The organism is Halomonas flagellata, from assembly GCF_022487945.1.
Taxonomy (GTDB): Bacteria; Pseudomonadota; Gammaproteobacteria; order Pseudomonadales; family Halomonadaceae; genus Halomonas; species Halomonas flagellata.
Genome location: NZ_JAKVPY010000004.1, coordinates 138,028 through 155,459 on the forward strand (window position 1 = coordinate 138,028; position 17,432 = coordinate 155,459).

At 65.3% G+C, this 17,432-nt stretch carries 16 protein-coding genes; 10 read left to right on the forward strand and 6 right to left on the reverse strand.

Annotated elements, in window-relative coordinates; all coding sequences use genetic code 11:
- Positions 1 to 106 precede the first annotated feature (106 nt).
- On the forward strand, positions 107 to 640 hold the full coding sequence (locus MKP05_RS04595) for a TetR/AcrR family transcriptional regulator (protein WP_240567241.1): 534 nt from the start codon (positions 107 to 109) through the stop codon (positions 638 to 640).
- A gap of 106 nt (positions 641 to 746) precedes the next feature.
- Positions 747 to 1,316, forward strand: a complete 570-nt coding sequence (locus MKP05_RS04600) for a carboxymuconolactone decarboxylase family protein (protein ID WP_240567242.1) — start codon at positions 747 to 749, stop codon at positions 1,314 to 1,316.
- A 166-nt stretch (positions 1,317 to 1,482) separates the two neighbouring features.
- Here the strand turns inward: MKP05_RS04600 and MKP05_RS04605 are convergent, their stop codons facing one another.
- The gene (locus tag MKP05_RS04605) at positions 1,483 to 2,166 is read right to left on the reverse strand and encodes a haloacid dehalogenase type II (RefSeq protein WP_240567243.1); all 684 of its coding nucleotides are present in this window, start codon (positions 2,164 to 2,166) and stop codon (positions 1,483 to 1,485) included.
- A gap of 306 nt (positions 2,167 to 2,472) precedes the next feature.
- On the opposite strand from MKP05_RS04605, the gene MKP05_RS04610 reads away from it, so the two are divergent.
- The 7 genes from MKP05_RS04610 (at position 2,473) to MKP05_RS04640 (ending at position 9,111) form a co-directional block, all read left to right on the forward strand.
- Positions 2,473 to 3,141 carry a MerR family transcriptional regulator gene (locus MKP05_RS04610; RefSeq protein ID WP_240567244.1) on the forward strand — a complete coding sequence of 223 codons (669 nt, stop codon included), beginning with the start codon at positions 2,473 to 2,475 and terminating at the stop codon, positions 3,139 to 3,141.
- 241 nt (positions 3,142 to 3,382) lie between these two features.
- Positions 3,383 to 5,821 carry a heavy metal translocating P-type ATPase gene (locus MKP05_RS04615; RefSeq protein ID WP_240567245.1) on the forward strand — a complete coding sequence of 813 codons (2,439 nt, stop codon included), beginning with the start codon at positions 3,383 to 3,385 and terminating at the stop codon, positions 5,819 to 5,821.
- A gap of 81 nt (positions 5,822 to 5,902) precedes the next feature.
- Complete coding sequence (locus tag MKP05_RS04620) at positions 5,903 to 6,226, forward strand: heavy-metal-associated domain-containing protein (RefSeq protein ID WP_240567246.1); 324 nt, start codon at positions 5,903 to 5,905, stop codon at positions 6,224 to 6,226.
- Between the two features lie 64 nt (positions 6,227 to 6,290).
- Entirely contained in the window at positions 6,291 to 7,160 is an 870-nt protein-coding gene (locus MKP05_RS04625; protein WP_240567318.1) for a transporter, read from the forward strand.
- Positions 7,161 to 7,314: 154 nt separating this feature from the next.
- Positions 7,315 to 8,301 carry an NHL repeat-containing protein gene (locus tag MKP05_RS04630; RefSeq protein ID WP_240567247.1) on the forward strand — a complete coding sequence of 329 codons (987 nt, stop codon included), beginning with the start codon at positions 7,315 to 7,317 and terminating at the stop codon, positions 8,299 to 8,301.
- 44 nt (positions 8,302 to 8,345) lie between these two features.
- Complete coding sequence (locus MKP05_RS04635) at positions 8,346 to 8,546, forward strand: hypothetical protein (protein WP_240567248.1); 201 nt, start codon at positions 8,346 to 8,348, stop codon at positions 8,544 to 8,546.
- A gap of 127 nt (positions 8,547 to 8,673) precedes the next feature.
- Positions 8,674 to 9,111, forward strand: a complete 438-nt coding sequence (locus MKP05_RS04640; RefSeq protein WP_240567249.1) for a hypothetical protein — start codon at positions 8,674 to 8,676, stop codon at positions 9,109 to 9,111.
- A 382-nt stretch (positions 9,112 to 9,493) separates the two neighbouring features.
- On the opposite strand, the gene MKP05_RS04645 is transcribed toward MKP05_RS04640, so the two are convergent.
- The gene (locus MKP05_RS04645; protein ID WP_240567250.1) at positions 9,494 to 10,843 is read right to left on the reverse strand and encodes a DcaP family trimeric outer membrane transporter; all 1,350 of its coding nucleotides are present in this window, start codon (positions 10,841 to 10,843) and stop codon (positions 9,494 to 9,496) included.
- Between the two features lie 715 nt (positions 10,844 to 11,558).
- Here MKP05_RS04645 and MKP05_RS04650 point away from each other — a divergent pair.
- Positions 11,559 to 11,957, forward strand: a complete 399-nt coding sequence (locus MKP05_RS04650) for a hypothetical protein (protein WP_240567251.1) — start codon at positions 11,559 to 11,561, stop codon at positions 11,955 to 11,957.
- Positions 11,958 to 12,030: 73 nt separating this feature from the next.
- Here MKP05_RS04650 and MKP05_RS04655 read toward each other — a convergent pair whose 3' ends face one another.
- From MKP05_RS04655 to MKP05_RS04670, 4 genes are all read right to left on the reverse strand, one after another.
- On the reverse strand, positions 12,031 to 12,978 hold the full coding sequence (locus tag MKP05_RS04655; RefSeq protein ID WP_240567252.1) for a cyclodeaminase: 948 nt from the start codon (positions 12,976 to 12,978) through the stop codon (positions 12,031 to 12,033).
- 113 nt (positions 12,979 to 13,091) lie between these two features.
- On the reverse strand, positions 13,092 to 14,090 hold the full coding sequence (gene eutB / locus MKP05_RS04660) for a hydroxyectoine utilization dehydratase EutB (protein ID WP_240567253.1): 999 nt from the start codon (positions 14,088 to 14,090) through the stop codon (positions 13,092 to 13,094).
- Positions 14,091 to 14,179: 89 nt separating this feature from the next.
- Positions 14,180 to 15,592, reverse strand: coding sequence for an aminotransferase (locus MKP05_RS04665; RefSeq protein WP_240567254.1), 1,413 nt, complete (start codon positions 15,590 to 15,592; stop codon positions 14,180 to 14,182).
- 272 nt (positions 15,593 to 15,864) lie between these two features.
- Entirely contained in the window at positions 15,865 to 17,358 is a 1,494-nt protein-coding gene (locus tag MKP05_RS04670) for an NAD-dependent succinate-semialdehyde dehydrogenase (protein ID WP_240567255.1), read from the reverse strand.
- Between the last annotated feature and the right edge of the window lie 74 nt (positions 17,359 to 17,432).

The window sequence follows — 17,432 nt, forward strand, 5'->3', positions numbered from 1 at the left end:
GCGATCTGTCGCGGGGTTGATTTATGGACTGATCGGTACTAAATTCCAGATCATGACACGAGGACGCCCCATCGCATTCAGCCCCGACGCGGCCACGAACGCCGCCATGCAGGTCTTCTGGGCCCGTGGTTACGAGAGTGCCTCGACCCGCGACCTGCTGGAGGCCATGAATATCTCGCGCAGTAGCCTCTACCAGGCCTTCGGCAACAAGGAGCAACTGTTCCTCGAGACACTGCGCCGCTACCGCGGCAACCTGATCGGCCAGCTGAACCGCCGGCTCGAGGCCTCACCCTCGGCCATGGCCTTCCTGGAAGGCCTGTTCGGGGAGACGGCCCGGGAGGCCGGCAGCGAGCGTGCCGCCCTGGGCTGTCTGATCTTCAATTCGGCCAGCGAACTCGGCCAGCGGGACGACCTCGCAGCCAGCGAGGCCAGGCGCAGCGTGGAGGCCATCACCGGGCTGTTCCACGAGGCCGTCATACGGGCCCAGGCCGAAGGCGATATCGCCGCGGATCGCGACTCCCTGGCACTCGCGACCTACTTGACGCTGGGCATGGCTGGTCTGCGCACCCTGCTCAAGTCCGGTGCCGATCGCGCACAGGTCGAGGCTGCCGCACAGTTGCTCCTCGACACGCTTCGCTGACGGCGCCTGATTGAAGCCGTAAGGTTTTACGCAACATATGGACCAAGTGTTCCATATATGACCCGACACCCATCGCGGTGTCCCACCATGCGACAGGAGGTACCCCATGGCAGCCGACTATCAGATGCAACTCGCGCCCCAGACCCTCGACAACGCCGACGCCAAGGCCCGGCCGCTGCTCGAGCAGGCCAACGCCAAGCTGGGATTCGTGCCCAAGATGTACGAGGGCATGGCCAAGGCGCCCGGCGTGCTGGACACCTACCTGCACGGCTATACGCTGTTCCGTGAGGATTCCGGGTTCGCCCCGCCCGAGCAGGAGGTGGTCTTCCTGACCATCAGCCGACTCAACGGCTGCGACTACTGCATGTCCGCCCACAGCATGCTGGCGGAGAAGATGTCGCAGGTGCCCGCCGATGTGATAGAGGCCATCCGTAATGACCAACCCATCCCCGATGAGCGCTTGGCGGCCCTGAGCACGTTCACCAAGGTGATGTTCGAGACCCGCGGCATGCCGACCCGGGACGACGTCAAGGCCTTCCTGGACGCCGGCTTCGAGGAGGCGCAGGTGCTGCAGATCGTGCTGGCCCTGGCTGTGAAGACGCTCTCCAACTACTCCAACCACATCAATCATCCCGAGCTCGACGAGGTCTTCGCCGGCCACGCCTGGAAGGGCTGACCGCCCCGGCCCCCGGCATTCACGGCCGGAGCGTTGTGCCGGGAGGCTCGCGGCCGGTGCAGCTGGTGAAACAGGGCCTGGACCGGCTGGTGAACTGATCCCTCGGGAGCATGGCGATGCATCGCCATGCTCCCGCTCGATCATCCCGACCGCGAGGCATGGCGGTTCAACCGAGCCTTTCGGCCAGGCCGTCGAGATCTGCCACCGTCATGTCGGGCTCGATGCCCCAGGGGTCGAAGGGGGCATCCAGGCTGCGGCGCACCCAGGCAGCATGCAGGCCGGCATGCCGGGCGCCGATGACATCGAAGGGGTTGCTGGAGATCAGCCAGGTATCGCCGGGGGTGACCTCGAGCCGGTTGCGCAGGTGCGCATAGACCGCCGGGTCGGGCTTGAAGCGCTTCACCTCGTCGACGCTGATCACCGTCTCGAAGTGCTCGAGCAACCCGGCCTGCTCGAGTAACCCGGTGACCGCCTCACCGGTGCCGTTGGAGAAGGCCACGCAACGCACCCCGGCCGCGGAGAACCGTGCCAGTGCCGTGGCCGCCTCGGGAAAGGCCGGCAGCCGGGCGTAGGTGGCCATCAGGTGGTCCTTGTCGACGTCCGCCAGGTGAGTCTGCAGGGCGCGGTCGGTGAACTCCAGCGCCTCTCGGGTACATTGCGAGAAGGCCACATAGGCCCCCATCAAGCCCCGACGGAAGCTGTATTCGAGTTGCTTGTCGCGCCAGCGCCGCGAGAACTCGGCGGCCAGCGCCGCCTTGCCGGAGGCGTCGAGCCGCTCCTCCAGCTCGGTGACCACGCCATGGGTATCGATCAGGGTCCCGTAGACATCGAAGGCCAGTACCGTTGCCATCCGCTCAGCTCCTTGGATTGACGTGTTGCAATGCCAGCAGCATGGCGCCTGACGGGCGCGGACTCAAGAGGGCGGCGAGAAGGCCACCCGCTTCGATCGGACCTTGATCGGCATAGGCGCCAGCCCTGCCATTCCTGGGGGCCGGGGCTGGCCGCGTCGCCTGGCTGGACCTTGACCCAGGATGTGCAGCAGCTGTCGTGCTGAGCGGCATGAGCGAGATCATGGCCGGTAACGGGTGTGCGCCCCTTGTCCCCGTACCATGGTACGGCCATTAATCTATCCTCATAGACGTGTACGGGTGCCGCCATGAGTGACATGACCATAGGCAAAGTGGCTAAAGCGGTGGGTGTCGGGGTCGAGACGATTCGCTTCTACGAACGACGCGGACTCATCGAACAGCCCACTCGGCCGGAGGGGGGAGGATATCGCGTCTATCCGGATGAGACAGTGCGGCGGGTGCATTTCATTCGACGTGCCCAGGAACTCGGTTTCTCCCTGCGCGAGATCGCCGAGCTGCTCATGCTGCGTACCACCCTCAGCGCCGATGCCAGCGACGTGCGGCGGCGTGCCACCGCCAAGCTTCAGGATGTGGACCAGAAGATCGAGCGGCTCCAGCGTATCCGCCAAGGGCTGACGACGCTTCTCGACAGTTGCCCGGGAGCAGGGCCGCTTCAGAGCTGTTCCATCCTCGACGCCCTGGAACACGACGAGGTGCTGACCGGCGAGCCGACCAGGAGCAAGGAGAAAGGCATGCAGACAGTGAGACTCACCATCGGCGGCATGCACTGCAACGGCTGTGCGGAGATCGTCCGCCAGGTTCTCGAACAGCAGCCGGGGGTCAAGGGGTGCTCGGTCTCCCATGAGAACGGTGAGGCCAAGGTGGCAGTCGACACCAGCCAGACCTCCGGTGAGCAACTCGCAGAGGCGGTGCGCGGTGCGGGGTACTCGGCAAGCATCGCGACAGAGGCAGACTAGCGCCTTGGAGTTTGCTACTGCCTTGTCGCTTGCCTCGCCGGACGCATGCCACGCTGGACGGGTGCCGTACTGGTGACGCCTGGGTGGCTGGACCCTCTGGCTGGCGTTCTCCTGGACTTGATGGGCCGACTGGCGCCTCCTCTCCAGTGTCTTCCCGCATCGACGCCCACCGGCGCTTGACTCCGTAGTCAAGTACGGGCCCTACCCTTGGAGCATGACCTCATCAGATGAGGGGACGACCATGCATACGGCAACCACAGCGACACCGGAAGACTGCCTCCAGCCATGGAGCCTGGAGCCGACCGAAGAGCCGGATATCCGACGGGTACGGGCCCACATCGGCGGGTTGCACTGCTCGCTGTGCACCGGCACCATCGAGCGCGCCCTGGAACAGAAGCCGGGGGTACGCCGAGTGGCGGTCAGCCTCACCCAAGAACAGGCCCTGGTGGAATACAACGCCCGCGAGACCAGTGCCGAGGCGCTCATGGGCACCCTGCAGGGCATTGGCTATCGTCTCAGCGATCCCCGCAAGGTCGAGCCCTACGAGCGCCAGGAGCGCGACCTGGCTCGCGAGCGCAACCGCTTCCTGGTGGCGCTGGCCGCCAGCCTGGCGGCGGTGGGCCTGATCGTCGATCCCACATCGCCCTGGACCCTGGGGCTCTCCACCCTGGTCTACGTCAGCCTGGTGATCTTCGGCTATGCCGTCCTTCGCGGCCAGGGCACCGGAGCCGCCCTGGGCGGTAGCGCCCTGTTGGCCCTGGGTGGCCTGGCCCTGTTCGGGCTGCGCGCCGGGAGCATGCTGGCGGGCCAGGAGGCGATCCTGGTGGCGGTCCTGGCTGTGTCAATGGTGTTCGGTATCGCCCGGCAGATGCTGGTCATGGCCTATCAGGCCCTGCGGCGGGGCATTCTCAACCAGCATGTGCTGGTGGAGATCGGGGCCTTTGCAGGACTGGTCGGCGGCGGCATCGGCCTGGCAGTGCGTCCCGACGGCTACCCCACCGCCGCCTTCTTCGCCGTTTCGGTCATGGTGCTGACCTATCATCTCTTCTCCGAGTGGCTCTCGCTGATCGTCAAGACCCGCAGCTCCCAGTCGGTGCGCCGCCTGCTGGACCTGCAGCCGGAGACCGCCCATGTCATTGAAGAAGGCGGCGAACGGGATCTGCCCGTAGAACAGGTGGAAACCGGCTTGCGGGTGCGTATCCGCCCCGGTGAGCGCATCCCGGTGGACGGCGAGGTCATCGCTGGTGTCTCGGCCGTGGATCAGTCCCTGGTCACCGGCGAACCCCTGCCGATCGAGAAGGGAGTGGGCGACTCGGTGGTCGGCGGCGCCATCAATGGCACCGGCACGCTGGTGGTGAGGGTGACGGCTACCGGCGAGGCGAGCTTCCTGCAGCAGGTGGTACGCAGCCTGGAAGATGCACGGGCGCTCAAGCCTGGCCTGCTGCACCTGGTGGACCGGGTGCTGCGGGTCTATACCCCCACGGTGCTGATCGTCTCTGCACTGGCCTTCGTGTTCTGGATGAGTGCGCCGCTGCTCTGGGGAGCCGCGTCCGACCTGGAACGGGCCGTGTTCGCCGCCCTGACCGTGCTGGTAATGGGCTATCCCTGCGCCGTGGGCATCTCCGCCCCGCTCTCCATCGTGCGGGGCGCCGGCGAAGCGGCCGACCAGGGGGTGCTGATGCGCACCGGCGAGTCCTTTCAGGCCCTGCGGCGCGTCACCACCGTGGTGTTCGACAAGACCGGCACCCTCACCGAGGGACGCCCCGCGGTACGCGATGTCACCAGTGTCGATGGCGACGAAGGCACGCTGCTGTCGCTGGCTGCCGCGGTCGAGTCCGCCTCGGAACATCCCCTGGGGCGTGCCGTGGTCGAAGCGGCCCTGTCACGGGACCTGGCGATACCCGACGTAGCCGAGTTCCAGGCGCACTCCGGCCGCGGCGTCACCGCCCGGGTGGACGACGAACCGGTGTGGGTCGGCAGCCCGACCTTTCTCGTCGAACAGGGCATTGACCTGGCACCGGTGAACGATGGCATCGAGATTGCCGAGCGCCAGGGCCAGACGGTCATCGTCGTCGCTCGTGGCGAACGACTGCTGGGGGCCATCGCCCTGGGCGACGGCCTGCGGGCCGACGCCGCGGAGACCGTGCAACGGCTCCATTCACTGGGCATTGACACCGCGCTGGTGACCGGCGACAACGCGCGCACCGCCCGCCATATTGCCGAACTGGTGGGCATCGAAACCGTCCACGCCGGCGTACTGCCGGAACAGAAGGCCGACCTGCTGCGGGAGCTCCAGCGGCAGGCACGGGTCGCCATGGTCGGTGACGGGATCAATGACGCCCCGGCGCTGATGCAGGCGGACGTGGGCATCGCCATGGGCAGCGGCACCGACATCGCCATCGACGCCGCCGACATCATCATCCTCAACGCCCGGGTGGGCAGCGTGGTGACCGCCTGGCGGATCAGTCGCTGGGGGTATCGCAAGATGCGGCAGAACGTCTCGCTGGCCTTCCTGTTCAACGGCATCGGCATCCCGCTGGCGTCCACCGGCCTGATCTACCCGGTGTGGGCCATGGTGGCCATGGCCGCCAGCGTGACCACCATCTTCATCAATTCGCTATGGCAGCGGCCATCGCTGCTGTTCGATGCCGTGGCCAGCGTGCGCGCGAAGGCGTCGTGAAGCCATGGGCCCAGACATCCGCCCAGGAACCCCTCGTGGGGGTTGGGCAGAACAACGCACCGCTCAACGAGGTAGGCCATCATGACATCCAGGATTCACGCCTTATTGCTGGCACTGGTTGCCGCTGTCATCTCGACAGCGGTCCTTGCTGCCGGACCCAGTTATCAGATCGAGGTCGACGGACTCGCCTGTCCTTTCTGCGCCTATGGCATCGAGAAGCAGCTTGGCAAGATCGAAGGGGTACAGACGATCGAAACGGACATCCAGGCCGGCAGGGTGATCGTCACCATGGACGACGGGCACACGCTCGACGAGTCGCGCGCCGAACAGGCCGTCGATCGGGCCGGGTTCACGCTGGGCAGCTTCGAACCACTCGACGCCCCAGCGACGACCCATGATCAATGACGAGGGGGCATGATTCATGACGCACTGTCGGCGCAAGACAACCGCCGGAGCTCGACTATTGGCCGTGGTGGCGATGGTGGCGTCCGGTATGGCTCAGGCGGCTCCCCAGACCTTCAACACGGCGCTACCCGTCGCGGAAGGCAACCTCGTGTTACGCGAGCAGTTCTTGTACCGCAAGGCCGATGACGACCCCAGCCCTGCCCGCCGGGACCTGAGGGTCGTCGGTGCCATCACGGTGCTCGGTTACGGCCTGACCCGTGATCTCGCCCTGTTCGGCGCCCTTCCCTATCTCGACAAGGAGCTCGATCTCGATGGACCCGGCGGGCAGCGCATCGAGCGAAGCAGCCGTGGGCTCGGCGATGCGCGCCTGTTTGCACGCTACACGGCGTTTAAGGACGACGCGCCGGGCCGCACCTTCCGCGTAGCGCCGTTTCTCGGCGTGGAAACGCCGACCGGCGACGACGATGAGCGCGATCGTTTCGGCCGGCTGCCGCAGCCGCTGCAGTCCGGCTCCGGCTCCTGGGACCCGTTGGGTGGCGTGGTCCTGACCTACCAGACGCTCGCCTATCAGCTCGATGCGCAATTCGCCTTTCAGGCCAACACCGAGGCAAACGGTTTCGAGTTCGGTGATGTGGCGCATCTCGACGGCTCCTTCCAGTACCGGCTCTGGCCACGGAAATTGGGTAGCGGTGTGCCCGGCTTCTTGTACGGGGTGCTGGAAGCGAACCTGCTCCACCGCGGAAAGAATGAGATGAACGGCGTGCGGGATGCAAACTCAGGGGGAACCCAGCTTTTCCTTTCACCGGGCCTGCAGTATGTGACCCGCCGCTGGATCATCGAGGGCATCGTCCAGTTGCCTGCCGCCCAAGACTTGAATGGCACGGCGCTGGAAGATGATTTCACCACCCGGATTGGTTTCCGTATTAACTTTTAGGGAAACGCTGAAGAAATCGACGAGCGGCATCAAGCACAAGGCGCACGGAGCACAGGAACCGGAGCATATGGGGTATATGTGAGGATTCCGCGCACCGCGCAACGCAGTGATTGAGTCGCGCAGGCATTTATTCAGTGTTTCCTGAGGGTTTTCCATGCAAGCAAAGCGATTTCTCAAGGTCGGGGCGATCGTCACAGGCCTGGTGGCGGTTGCTGCCATGGCCTCCTATGCTGCCTTCGTGCCCCGAGAGAAAGGCCCGGGCCATGAGTTCGTCGGCGCCTGGGGGAGCCAGGGCAAGGAGCCGGGGCAATTCGACGACCCGACCGGCGTTGCCGTCACCGCGGATGAAGTGTTTGTCGCCGATGCGCGCAATGGACGGATCCAGGTCTTTGATCACGAAGGGCAATTCAAACGCGAATTCGGCACCCCCGGCGATGCCCCCGGCGAACTCGGGCGACCGATGAACCTGACGATCCATGAGGAAAAGCTCTATGTGCCCGAGTACATGAACGACCGCATTCAGGTCTTCAGCCTGGCTGGCGAGCCCCTGGATATCATTGGTGGCCCCGGGGAGGGACCCGGCGAATTCGATGCCCCGGGAGGCGTCGCCGTTGCCGCGAGCGGCGACCTGTTCGTGGCCGACTTCTACAATCAGCGCGTGCAGCAGCTAGGCGCGAATGGTGAGTTCATTCGCCAATGGGGCACGACCGGCGAGACCGGGCGAGGAGCCGGCGAGTTCACCTACCCTACCGATGTCGCGCTCGCCACCGACGAAACGCTCTACGTGGCGGACGGCTACGGTAACCGCGTGCAGGTGTTCGACGCCGATGGCGAATTCCTGCGCAAGTGGGGTGGCCCCTTCGCCATCGGCCTCTATGGCCCGTTCAACGGCTGGCTCACCACCGTGACGGGCATCGCCACAGGGCCGGAGGGGCGAGTGTTATCCGCTGACTTCTACAATGACCGGGTCCAGGTCTTCACCGCCGAGGGAAGGTTCCTCAACACCTTCGGCGAAACAGGCAACGGCCCGGGACAGCTCCATCACGCCATCGCCCTGGATGTCGCACCGGACGGCACGGTATTCGTCGCCGACTTCCAGAACAATCGCATCGAGAAATGGCGACCGGTCGACGTGAAATGAGCAGAAGGGAAAATAAAACGAGCATCCAGCCCCGCAAGCCATCGATGAATGAAGATCAGGCACCCGATCGCGGCACGTTCGCTGCCGGCAGCCCCGGCCGCGTTGCGAAACAGCCCTTCCACGAAGGCCATCGCCGAGGCCGAGGCCTCGAGTTGCCGGTGAAGCCGGCCGATCAGATTGCCACGGTAGCGGTGCAGGGCCTCAAGGAACACCAGAAGACCTGCCTGACAGAACTCACGGCCTGATCGGTATTGAATGCGATGGGGCGTCCTCGTGTCATGCGGACAATTCAGAACCGATCGTTCCATAAATCAGTGGACGCCGGTCGCGAATGGGCTGTAAGGATGCTTCCCGGAGGCCGACAGAGACACCATGAGAATGATGGTGCAATGGCTGGGTAAGCAGGTGCAGCGTGGTGAGGTGATCGAGATGTCACAAACTGAATCCCTACAAGCTTCGCAGAAACCTGCCCCTCGGGACTATGTCGTCGAAGCGACGCTGATGCTGCTGGCCATCGTCCCGGTGCTGATTTCCGCCTACGCCAGCTTCGTGACCGGGGAAGGTCACTGGTTTCAGCGTTCCGGTGCCCTGATGATCCTGTTCTCGATCGGGGTGGAGTATCACCGCACTCAAGTGATGCACTGTGTCGATCCGGAATGCCTCGATCCGGGAAAGGCAAGGCCTTTGGAAAGATCACAGATGTTGGCTCGTCTGATCACGCGTTTCTGGCGCTCCATCCCTTACGCCTGCTACCTGGCAATCGTCATGGGAACCCTTATCTGGAGCTACGGGGATCTGCTGTTCTCGTGACAACTACGTTGACAGATAGGGGTGGGTAGCTGATAAGCGGGACGCCTTCCCCAAGGGGAGCATCGGCTTCCAAGGATCGCGATGGAGAGGCCTCGCATATCGCCCATCAGCGCCGGGAGAGCCCGTTCGATGACGGCATCACCGCCACCACGCCGCTGATCGACCGGAAGCCACTATTGACCCAGCTGCAGGGATGCGTCGACGCACTACGTCATGGCAAGTACGAAGGCATCCGGTGCAGCGGCACCGATTGGCCTTCCCCATGGCGGGTAATGGCAGCGGACAAGGCCGAGGTCACTGCATACGATACTGGTACAGGAGAGAAAAGGCGCCACTCGTTCAAGCGGCGCCTTTTTGACACTGGTTTTTCAGAAATGAAGTTTCAGAAATTGTATTGGGCCGCGAACTGCAGGCGCGTATTGTCCTCGGAGTCACGGTTCTCCAGCTCCTTGTAGGCCCGTGATACCTCGAACATCAGCGTTACCGGATCGGTCAACTGGTAGAAATGGCCGAAGTGGATGCTCTGCAGGGTGCGATTCGCTTCCGGGGACTGGTCCCTAGAGCGATCCCCCCGCACCTGACCAAAGGAGAGGACGGAACTGAACTTGTCGGTCCACTGCTGCGTCGCGGCCACGTTGAAGCCATAGGCCTCGATGGTGTCCAGATCACCATTGGCATCGATAACGGCCGCACCGATACCGCTGTCTTCACTACCGTTAGCGGTGTAGATATAGCGGCCGACACCGTCCCCATAGATGGCCCCGGCCATCAGCCTGGTGCTGTCGGTCACGTCGAGGTTACCCGCCAGCATCACGCCATAGCCGATGGCGGAATCATCGCCGGAGGCAGCAGGATCATCGGTTTTCAGGCGCCGCCCCACCGCGGCGGTTTCGACCGCGGCCCGCTCGCCGATCCAGTGGTAACGCGCGACCAGGTCGGGGGCCGTGTCCCGCGAGCCGTCGAACCCGGTACCCTCGGGGTTTTCCAAGGAGAAAGACAGGTCGCCGGGGCCAGCCGGCAGGGTGTAGCGCAGTTGGGCCTGGCGAATGAAGCTCACCCCCACCGGGCCATCGAAATCGACGGTGGTGGGATAGGCCGAGAAATGCATGAAATTCGACCAGGTCTGGCCGGCCAGGAGGCCCGCCACCTCGCCATAGGCATGGCGCAGCCGGAAGCTGCTGCCGTTGGTAAAGGTTTCGGTTCCGCGAGTGCCGAAGAAGTCACCCTCGAAATGGGTGGTGGCATCCCCCAGCATCGTCGGCGTGGAGCTCTTGATATAGAGCCGCGACTGGCGGGCATGGGCTTTGAACGAGGTGTCGCTGTCGTCATCGGTGGCATCGATAGCATCGACAAACAGGGTATCGCCGAGATCCTGGTCCAGGTCGTAGATGGCATCGAACTTCGCGTATCCGCCTATCTGGAAAGAGGTATTGGTGCCAGGAATCATGAAGCTTCCCGGTGTGTCGCCGCCTGTGACCACATTGTCGGGGACCCTTTCGCGTTCGCGCGCCTCGGCGGTCGCGCGTTGCTGCTCGCTTTCAAGGCGTTCGATCTGGCGCTGCATGGCCTCCATCTGTGTTCTCAAGGCCTCCAACGTAGCGTCCCGGTCTTGCGCCAGGGCGGGTGGCGCCAGCAACAGCGCTCCACTGAGACCCAGCGCACCGCCCCACAGTGGAAAGATTTTTTTCCTATGGTGAGTTCCCATGACGATTTTCCCCTTGTGAGTTCCCATGACGATTTTCCTTCTCCCTACCTTATGGTTGTCAAAGACGCGCTTATGGTTGTTAAAGGCGCACGATCTCTCATCGAGGCATGCCCCCTTTCATCGAGGCATGCGCCTCACCAGACACGTCAGTGAAACGTGCCTGATGAGGCGAGTCGTCATAACATCCTCAGACTTACAGAAAAAACCGTGCTTTATTGTCTCTTTCATTATTCCCCTGGCGTGTGTAGTGATCGGTCCCGCCGACAACAGCATCAACGACGAACTCCCACCAATCTTGAAAAGCCGCGAGCCTGGTCGACAGGCCGGCAAGCATGCCCCCATTGACAGTGATGCGTCGTTTTCTCCTTTGCAGCGTCCGAACAGTGTTCTCGGTACCTTATGCCCTAATGTAGTGAGGCGATGGGTATTGTCAAATTTGGTGCACAACGGTCAGGCCGCGCCCCCTGTCTGACTGACCGGTTACCTGCATCCTTGACAGCGCCGATGCGGCCCACGACCAGATCTGGCAGAAGCCCCAGCAACAGCGGCTAATGGGCTGTAAGGACCCTCGCCGCATCGCGACCAAGGCCTCCACAGGTAACACGATAGCCGCTTGGTCAGGAGGTTTCGGGAATGTCAGACCAGAAGATCCTTTCGCGCCGCTACTGGTTGGGCGGTAAGCGCGCCGCCGAGCAGGATCGGTTCTTTCGGGAAGCGCTCGATCCGCTGGGCTGGCAGCAGGGTGACGCCGATCACTGGGATGCCGGGTGGTTCACCGGCATGCCCGACCCTGCCCAGTTCAAGCGAGCATCGCCAGCGCGATACGTCTCTCGAACAATCGCCGCTTCGTGCCGCCCAGCGTCTGGCCTGGATCGAGAGCAGGCTGCAAGGGCTAAAGCGAGAGCCTGTCCATGACGCCCTCCAGCTGGCATACCCTGCCGGCGGATCCACTCTGGATCTTGGTTCCAGCCTGGGACGTGAACTGGCCTTCCTGACCAGTCACACCATTCATCACATGGCGATCATCGGTCTGTTGGCGGAAAGCCTTGGCATCGGCCTACCCGAGGAGTTTGGCGTCCACCCCTCTACGCTGCGGCACTGGCAGCGTGAATCGGCCGAACATTCCGCAAGGAGTGCCTGAAGAAGCCCCATGACCTGCCAGATTCCGAGCACCGCATGAGCCTGAGCCGTCGTTCAGGCTCCGGGCACCTTCCTTAGTCGCCCACCAGGCGCGACAGGGCAAAGTCGGCAATCGCCGTGTCCTGTACCCCGGTACCGGTCAGGTCGCACACCGTGATGGTGGCGTCCGACAGGCGCAGCCGCTGGCCCTCGGCGATCACACGGCCCAGCTCGTGCACCTTGAAGGGGGCCTCCCTGCCCCCCAGTGCCTTGAGTTCGCCGTTGCTCTCGCTCTGGGCACGGGTGTCGCAGACGAAGGCATCGGCGCGGGTCAGCACCGACTCGTCGAGTTCACGCTTCTCGGGGCTGTCCGAGCCCATGGCGGTGACGTGCACGCCCTCGGGCAGGTCCTGAGCCCACAGGATCGGCTCCCGCGACGGCGTGGTGGTGACGATGATGTCGGCCCGCTCGCAGGCCGCATGAACGCTGTCGTGGATGTTCACCGCGAGCCCCCGGCCTCGCATCGTCTCGGCATAGGCCTCGGCGGCCTCACGACGGCGGGCCCAGACGTCGACGGTGTCGATGTCGCGCACCAGGCGCAGCGCCTCGACCTGGCGCTCGGCCTGCTCGCCGGCCCCCAGCACCGCCACCCGGCGACTGTTCGCCCGGGCAAGATGCCTGGCGGCGATGGCGCCGGCGAGCGCGGTGCGCACCAGGGTGAGATAGCCCGCGTCGAAGAGCACGGCGTCCACCAGGCCGGTCTTCGCCGAGAACACCATCATCAGGCCGTTGAGGCTCGGCAACCCCAGCTTCGGGTTGTCGAAGAAGCCCGGGCTGACCTTGATGGCGAAGCGCTCGGCGCCGCGGATATGGGCGGTCTTGACGTCGACCTCGCCGTTGGACTCCTCGATGGCCATGGAGAGGATCGGCGGCTGGACGACCTCGCCGCGGCCCAGGGCGGCGAACCCCGCCTCCACGGCCGCCAGGGCGTCGCGATCGATATGCACGGCCGCGGCAATGGCATCGTGGTGATAGAGTTGCATGAAAATCTCCAGACGGAAGACGGAAGAAGGAAGAACAAAGCCCGTAGCCCGTAGCCCGCGTAGCCCGTAGCCCGTAGCCCGTAGCCCGTAGCCCGTAGCCCGTAGCCCGTAGCTTATCGTCCCGCCAGCGCGCGGGCCCGGTCGAGTGTCTCGAGCGAGACGCCGTTGCCGGAGAGGATGAGCGCTACGCGCTGGCCGCGCACGTCCAGGCCATGCTCGGCCAGGGCGGCGAGGCCCACCGCCGCGGCGCCCTCCACCAGCAGCTTCTCGTGCTCGAGGATGTCGACCATGGCCTGGGCGATGGCGCCTTCCGAGACCTGCAGGTGGTCGTCCATCACCTCGCGCACCAGGGCGAAGGTACAACGATTGTCGAGCCCGATCCCGCCGCCCAGCGAATCACCGAGACTCTCGACCTCCGCCACCTCGATGGGACGACCGGCCCGGAGACTCTCCCACATGGCCGCTCCCGCCGACAGGCTCACCCCGGTGATGCGTGTCGCCGAGCGGATCGTCTTCACCGCCGCACCGATGCCACCCAGCAGGCCGCCGCCGGAGAGCCCGACGATGACCCGGTCCAGCTCGGGCGCATCCTCCACCAGCTCCAGGCCGATAGTGCCCTGGCCCGCGGCAATCAGCGGATCGTCGAAGGGCGGAATCAGCGTCATGCGCTGCTCGCGCACCAGTCGCTCGACCTCGCCGAAGGCCTCGTCCTGGCTCTGGCCGACACGCCGCACCTCGGCGCCCAGCGCCTCGATGGCCCGAACCTTGTTCTCCGGCACCAGCCGCGAGAGGCAGATCACCGCCGGCACGCCGAGGCGCGCGGCGGCATGGGCCACCGCCCGGCCGTGGTTGCCGGTGGAAGCGGTGGTCACCCCGGCCGAGAGCGACTCCCGACCATGCCGTTCGATCAACGCCATGATCATATTGGTGGCGCCACGCAGCTTGAAGGCGCCGGTCGGTTGGCAGGTCTCCAGCTTGAGCAACACCTCGGCATCGAAGCGCGCCGACAGCGCCGCCGAGCGGACCAGCGGCGTGCGCACCACCTCGCCGGCGATCCGCCGGCGGGCCTGGTAGATCGCCGCCAGCGTCACGCCGTGTCTGGACTCAGCCATCGAAAGGTCTCCCGATCACCATCCGGATACTCTTCACCATACAAGAACGCCGCGGGGAACACCCCGCGGCGACAGGCCCCCACGCCGGTTCAGGCGGCCTTGATATCGCCCGAGCGGAGCAGCTCGTCGGCCACCCTGCCCACGGCGCGACTGGCGCGGGCGACGATCTCGTCGACCTCGGCGCGGCTGGTGGTGAGCGGCGGCGCGAAGCCGAGGATGTCACCCTGCGGCATGGCACGGGCGATCAGGTTTTCCTCCAGCGCCGCGGCAGCGATGCGCGGGCCGACCTTGAGCGCCGGGTCGAAGGCCTGACGCCTGGCGGGGTCGGCGGCGAACTCCAGGGCGGCCAGCATGCCCACGCCACGCACATGGCCGACGATGGGGCTATCGCCGAAGGCGGCCTGCATCTGCTGCTGCAGGTAGGCGCCGGTCTCGGCGGCGTTGGCGGTCAGGCCCTCGCGCTCGATGATCGCCAGGTTGGCCAGGCCGGCGGCACAGCCCAGGGCGTGACCGGAGTAGGTCCAGCCGTGGCCGATGGGGCCGAACTCGCCGGTGCCCTGTTCGAGCACCTTCCACACGCGGTCGCCGACGATCACCCCGGAGAGCGGCTGGTAGGCGCTGGTCAGCCCCTTGGCCACGGTGATCAGGTCGGGCTTGATGCCGTAGAAGTGGCTGCCGAAGTCGGTGCCGATACGCCCGAAGCCGCACACCACCTCGTCGGCGATCAGCAGCACGTCGTACTTGGCGAGCACCGCCTGGATCTCCGCCCAGTAGCCCTCCGGCGGCGGCACGATGCCACCGGTGCCGAGCACCGGCTCGCCGATGAAGGCGGCCACGGTGTCGGGCCCCTCCGTGAGGATCATCTCCTCGAGCTTCGTCGCACAGTGCTTCGAGAACTCGCGCTCGGTCATGCCTTCGAGCTCCGCCGCCCGCTGGTAGTAGAACGGCGCCTCGGTATGACGGATGGTCTCGATGGGCAGGTCGAAGTGGTCGTGGAACGCCTTGAGGCCGGTCAGTGAGCCGGAGGCGATGCCGGAGCCGTGGTAGCCGCGCATGCGCGAGATGACCTTCTTCTTCTGCGGACGACCAAGCACGTTGTTGTAGTAGCGCACGATCTTCAGTTGGGTCTCGTTGGCATCACTGCCGGACATCCCGTAGTAGACCTTGGACATGCCGGGGCCTGCCAGCTCGAGAATCTTCTCGGAGAGCGCGATCTGCGGCTCGTTGGAGTGCCCCACATAGGTGTGATAGTAGGAAAGCTCCAGGGCCTGCCGGTAGATGGCTTCGGCCATCTCGGTGCGGCCATAGCCGATGTTGACGCAGTAGAGGCCGGCGAAGCCGTCGATGAACTCGCGGCCGTCCTTGTCGACGATGGTGATGCCCTGGCCGCCGGTGATCACGCGGCCCGGCGCATCGCCATGGGCGAAGTCGCGCAGGTGGGTGGAAGCGTGGAAGGTCACCTTGCGGTCGCGCTCGATCAATTCCTTGTGCTGCTGGCTCATCACGTTCTCTCTTCTGTCAGGCTCCCCGGCTCCGCCGGGGAGGTGTTCAATTCTTTAGTGCTGCTCTCTGCTGCAGACGCCGGGGCAGTCCATCGAGCGATATCTACCCAAGGGCGCTGGCGCGAGCGTAGCGGCACGCGGCGATCGACAGGGATGTCGATCGAGAGCCGGCAAGAGGGACCTTGTTCCGGCTCGACGCGTAAGCCGCCAGCGCAGCGTCAGGGTTTCGCCCTTGGGCATCGCGAGATGGGCTGCGCTGGCAGCCCATAACGCTAGCTGCCGGAAACAGAACCAAGCCCGCCCAGGCAGTAATACTTGGTTTCCAGATACTCGTCGATGCCGGTGATGCCGCCCTCGCGCCCCAGCCCCGACTGCTTGACGCCGCCGAAGGGCACGGGCGGGCCGGTCATCTTCACCGAGTTGACGCTGACCATGCCGAACTCCAGCGCCCGCAGCAGCTTCCAGATGCGGCGGATGTCGTGGGTATAGACATAGGCGGCCAGCCCATACTCGGTGTCGTTGGCCATCTCGATCACCTGGTCGTCGTCCGAGTAGGCGGTCACCCCGGCCACCGGCGCGAAGTTCTCCTCGCGCCACACCATCATCTGCGGCGTCACACCGGTCAGCAGCACCGGCATGAAGAAGTTCTCGCCCGGGGCCTGGCCCTGGTCGCCGGCCACCAGGGTGGCACCCTGGGAGAGAGCGTCGTCGACGATGGCCGCGGCCTTGTCCACCGCCTGGCGGTGGATCAGCGGGCCCAGGTCGACCTCGCTCTCCAGGCCGTTGCCCACGGTCAGGGCCGCCATGCGCTCGACGAAGTGCTCGACGAAGGCGTCGTGGATCGACTCGTGGACCAGGATCCGGTTGGCCGCCAGGCAGTCCTGACCGGCGGTCTGGAACTTGGCCGCCACCGCCGCAAAGGCGGCTTCCCGGGGATCCATGTCCGGCCCGACGATGAAGGGCGCATTGCCCCCCAGCTCCAGCGACACCCGCTTGACGGTGCCCGCACACTGCTCCAGCAGCAGCCGGCCGACCCGGGTGGAACCGGTGAAGGAGAGTGCCTTGATGCGCTCCTCGGCACACAGGATCTTCGACACCTCGGCCGCCTCGCCCAGCACCACGTTGAACACCCCGGCCGGGATACCGGCGCGCTCGGCCAGCTCGGCCAGCGCCAGGGCCGAGAACGGCGTCTCGCCGGCCGGCTTGACGATCACCGGGCAGCCGGCCGCCATGGCGGCGGCGGCCTTGCGGGTGATCATCGCCAGCGGGAAGTTCCAGGGCGTGATCAGGGCGGCGATGCCCACCGGCTCCTTGAGGGTGCCGAGGGCGGCATTGGGGATATGGCTGGGGATGGTCTCGCCGAAGGTACGCTTGCCCTCCTCGGCGAACCAGCGCACGAAGCTGGCACCGTACTCCACCTCGCCGCGGGCATCCGGCAGCGGCTTGCCCTGCTCCAGGGTCATGATGGTGGCCAGGTCCTCGCGGTGGGCCTGCAGCAAATCGTACCAGGCCAGCAGGCGCTCACAGCGCTCGTCGGCACGCAGCGCCCGCCAGTGCACGAAGGCGGCATCGGCGGCGTCCACGGCCTCGCGGATCTGGTGAGCCTCCAGCCAGGGGATGTGCCCGATGGCCTCGCCGGTGGCCGGATCGAACACGGCCGCCTCGCGGCCACCGTCACCGTGGGTCCACTTGCCGTCGACATAGGCATACTGGCGGAACAGACGCGGATCGACCAGTGCGTTGGACAGGGTCTTGGACAGTTTCATGCGGGACCTCCCCTTGCACACCGGCGACGGGTTCGAACGCCGGTGATGACGAAAACGACCGGCGGCCCGCAGGC

Excerpts from the sequence above, each read along its gene's own strand:
- MKP05_RS04595 (WP_240567241.1), top strand. The coding sequence starts at position 107 with ATGCAGGTCTTCTGGGCCCGTGGTTACGAGAGTGCCTCGACCCGCGAC.
- MKP05_RS04600 (WP_240567242.1), top strand. The coding sequence starts at position 747 with ATGGCAGCCGACTATCAGATGCAACTCGCGCCCCAGACCCTCGACAAC.
- MKP05_RS04605 (WP_240567243.1), bottom strand. The coding sequence starts at position 2,166 with ATGGCAACGGTACTGGCCTTCGATGTCTACGGGACCCTGATCGATACC.
- MKP05_RS04610 (WP_240567244.1), top strand. The coding sequence starts at position 2,473 with ATGAGTGACATGACCATAGGCAAAGTGGCTAAAGCGGTGGGTGTCGGG.
- MKP05_RS04615 (WP_240567245.1), top strand. The coding sequence starts at position 3,383 with ATGCATACGGCAACCACAGCGACACCGGAAGACTGCCTCCAGCCATGG.
- MKP05_RS04620 (WP_240567246.1), top strand. The coding sequence starts at position 5,903 with ATGACATCCAGGATTCACGCCTTATTGCTGGCACTGGTTGCCGCTGTC.
- MKP05_RS04630 (WP_240567247.1), top strand. The coding sequence starts at position 7,315 with ATGCAAGCAAAGCGATTTCTCAAGGTCGGGGCGATCGTCACAGGCCTG.
- MKP05_RS04635 (WP_240567248.1), top strand. The coding sequence starts at position 8,346 with ATGAATGAAGATCAGGCACCCGATCGCGGCACGTTCGCTGCCGGCAGC.
- MKP05_RS04640 (WP_240567249.1), top strand. The coding sequence starts at position 8,674 with ATGAGAATGATGGTGCAATGGCTGGGTAAGCAGGTGCAGCGTGGTGAG.
- MKP05_RS04645 (WP_240567250.1), bottom strand. The coding sequence starts at position 10,843 with ATGGGAACTCACAAGGGGAAAATCGTCATGGGAACTCACCATAGGAAA.
- MKP05_RS04655 (WP_240567252.1), bottom strand. The coding sequence starts at position 12,978 with ATGCAACTCTATCACCACGATGCCATTGCCGCGGCCGTGCATATCGAT.
- eutB (WP_240567253.1), bottom strand. The coding sequence starts at position 14,090 with ATGGCTGAGTCCAGACACGGCGTGACGCTGGCGGCGATCTACCAGGCC.
- MKP05_RS04665 (WP_240567254.1), bottom strand. The coding sequence starts at position 15,592 with ATGAGCCAGCAGCACAAGGAATTGATCGAGCGCGACCGCAAGGTGACC.
- MKP05_RS04670 (WP_240567255.1), bottom strand. The coding sequence starts at position 17,358 with ATGAAACTGTCCAAGACCCTGTCCAACGCACTGGTCGATCCGCGTCTG.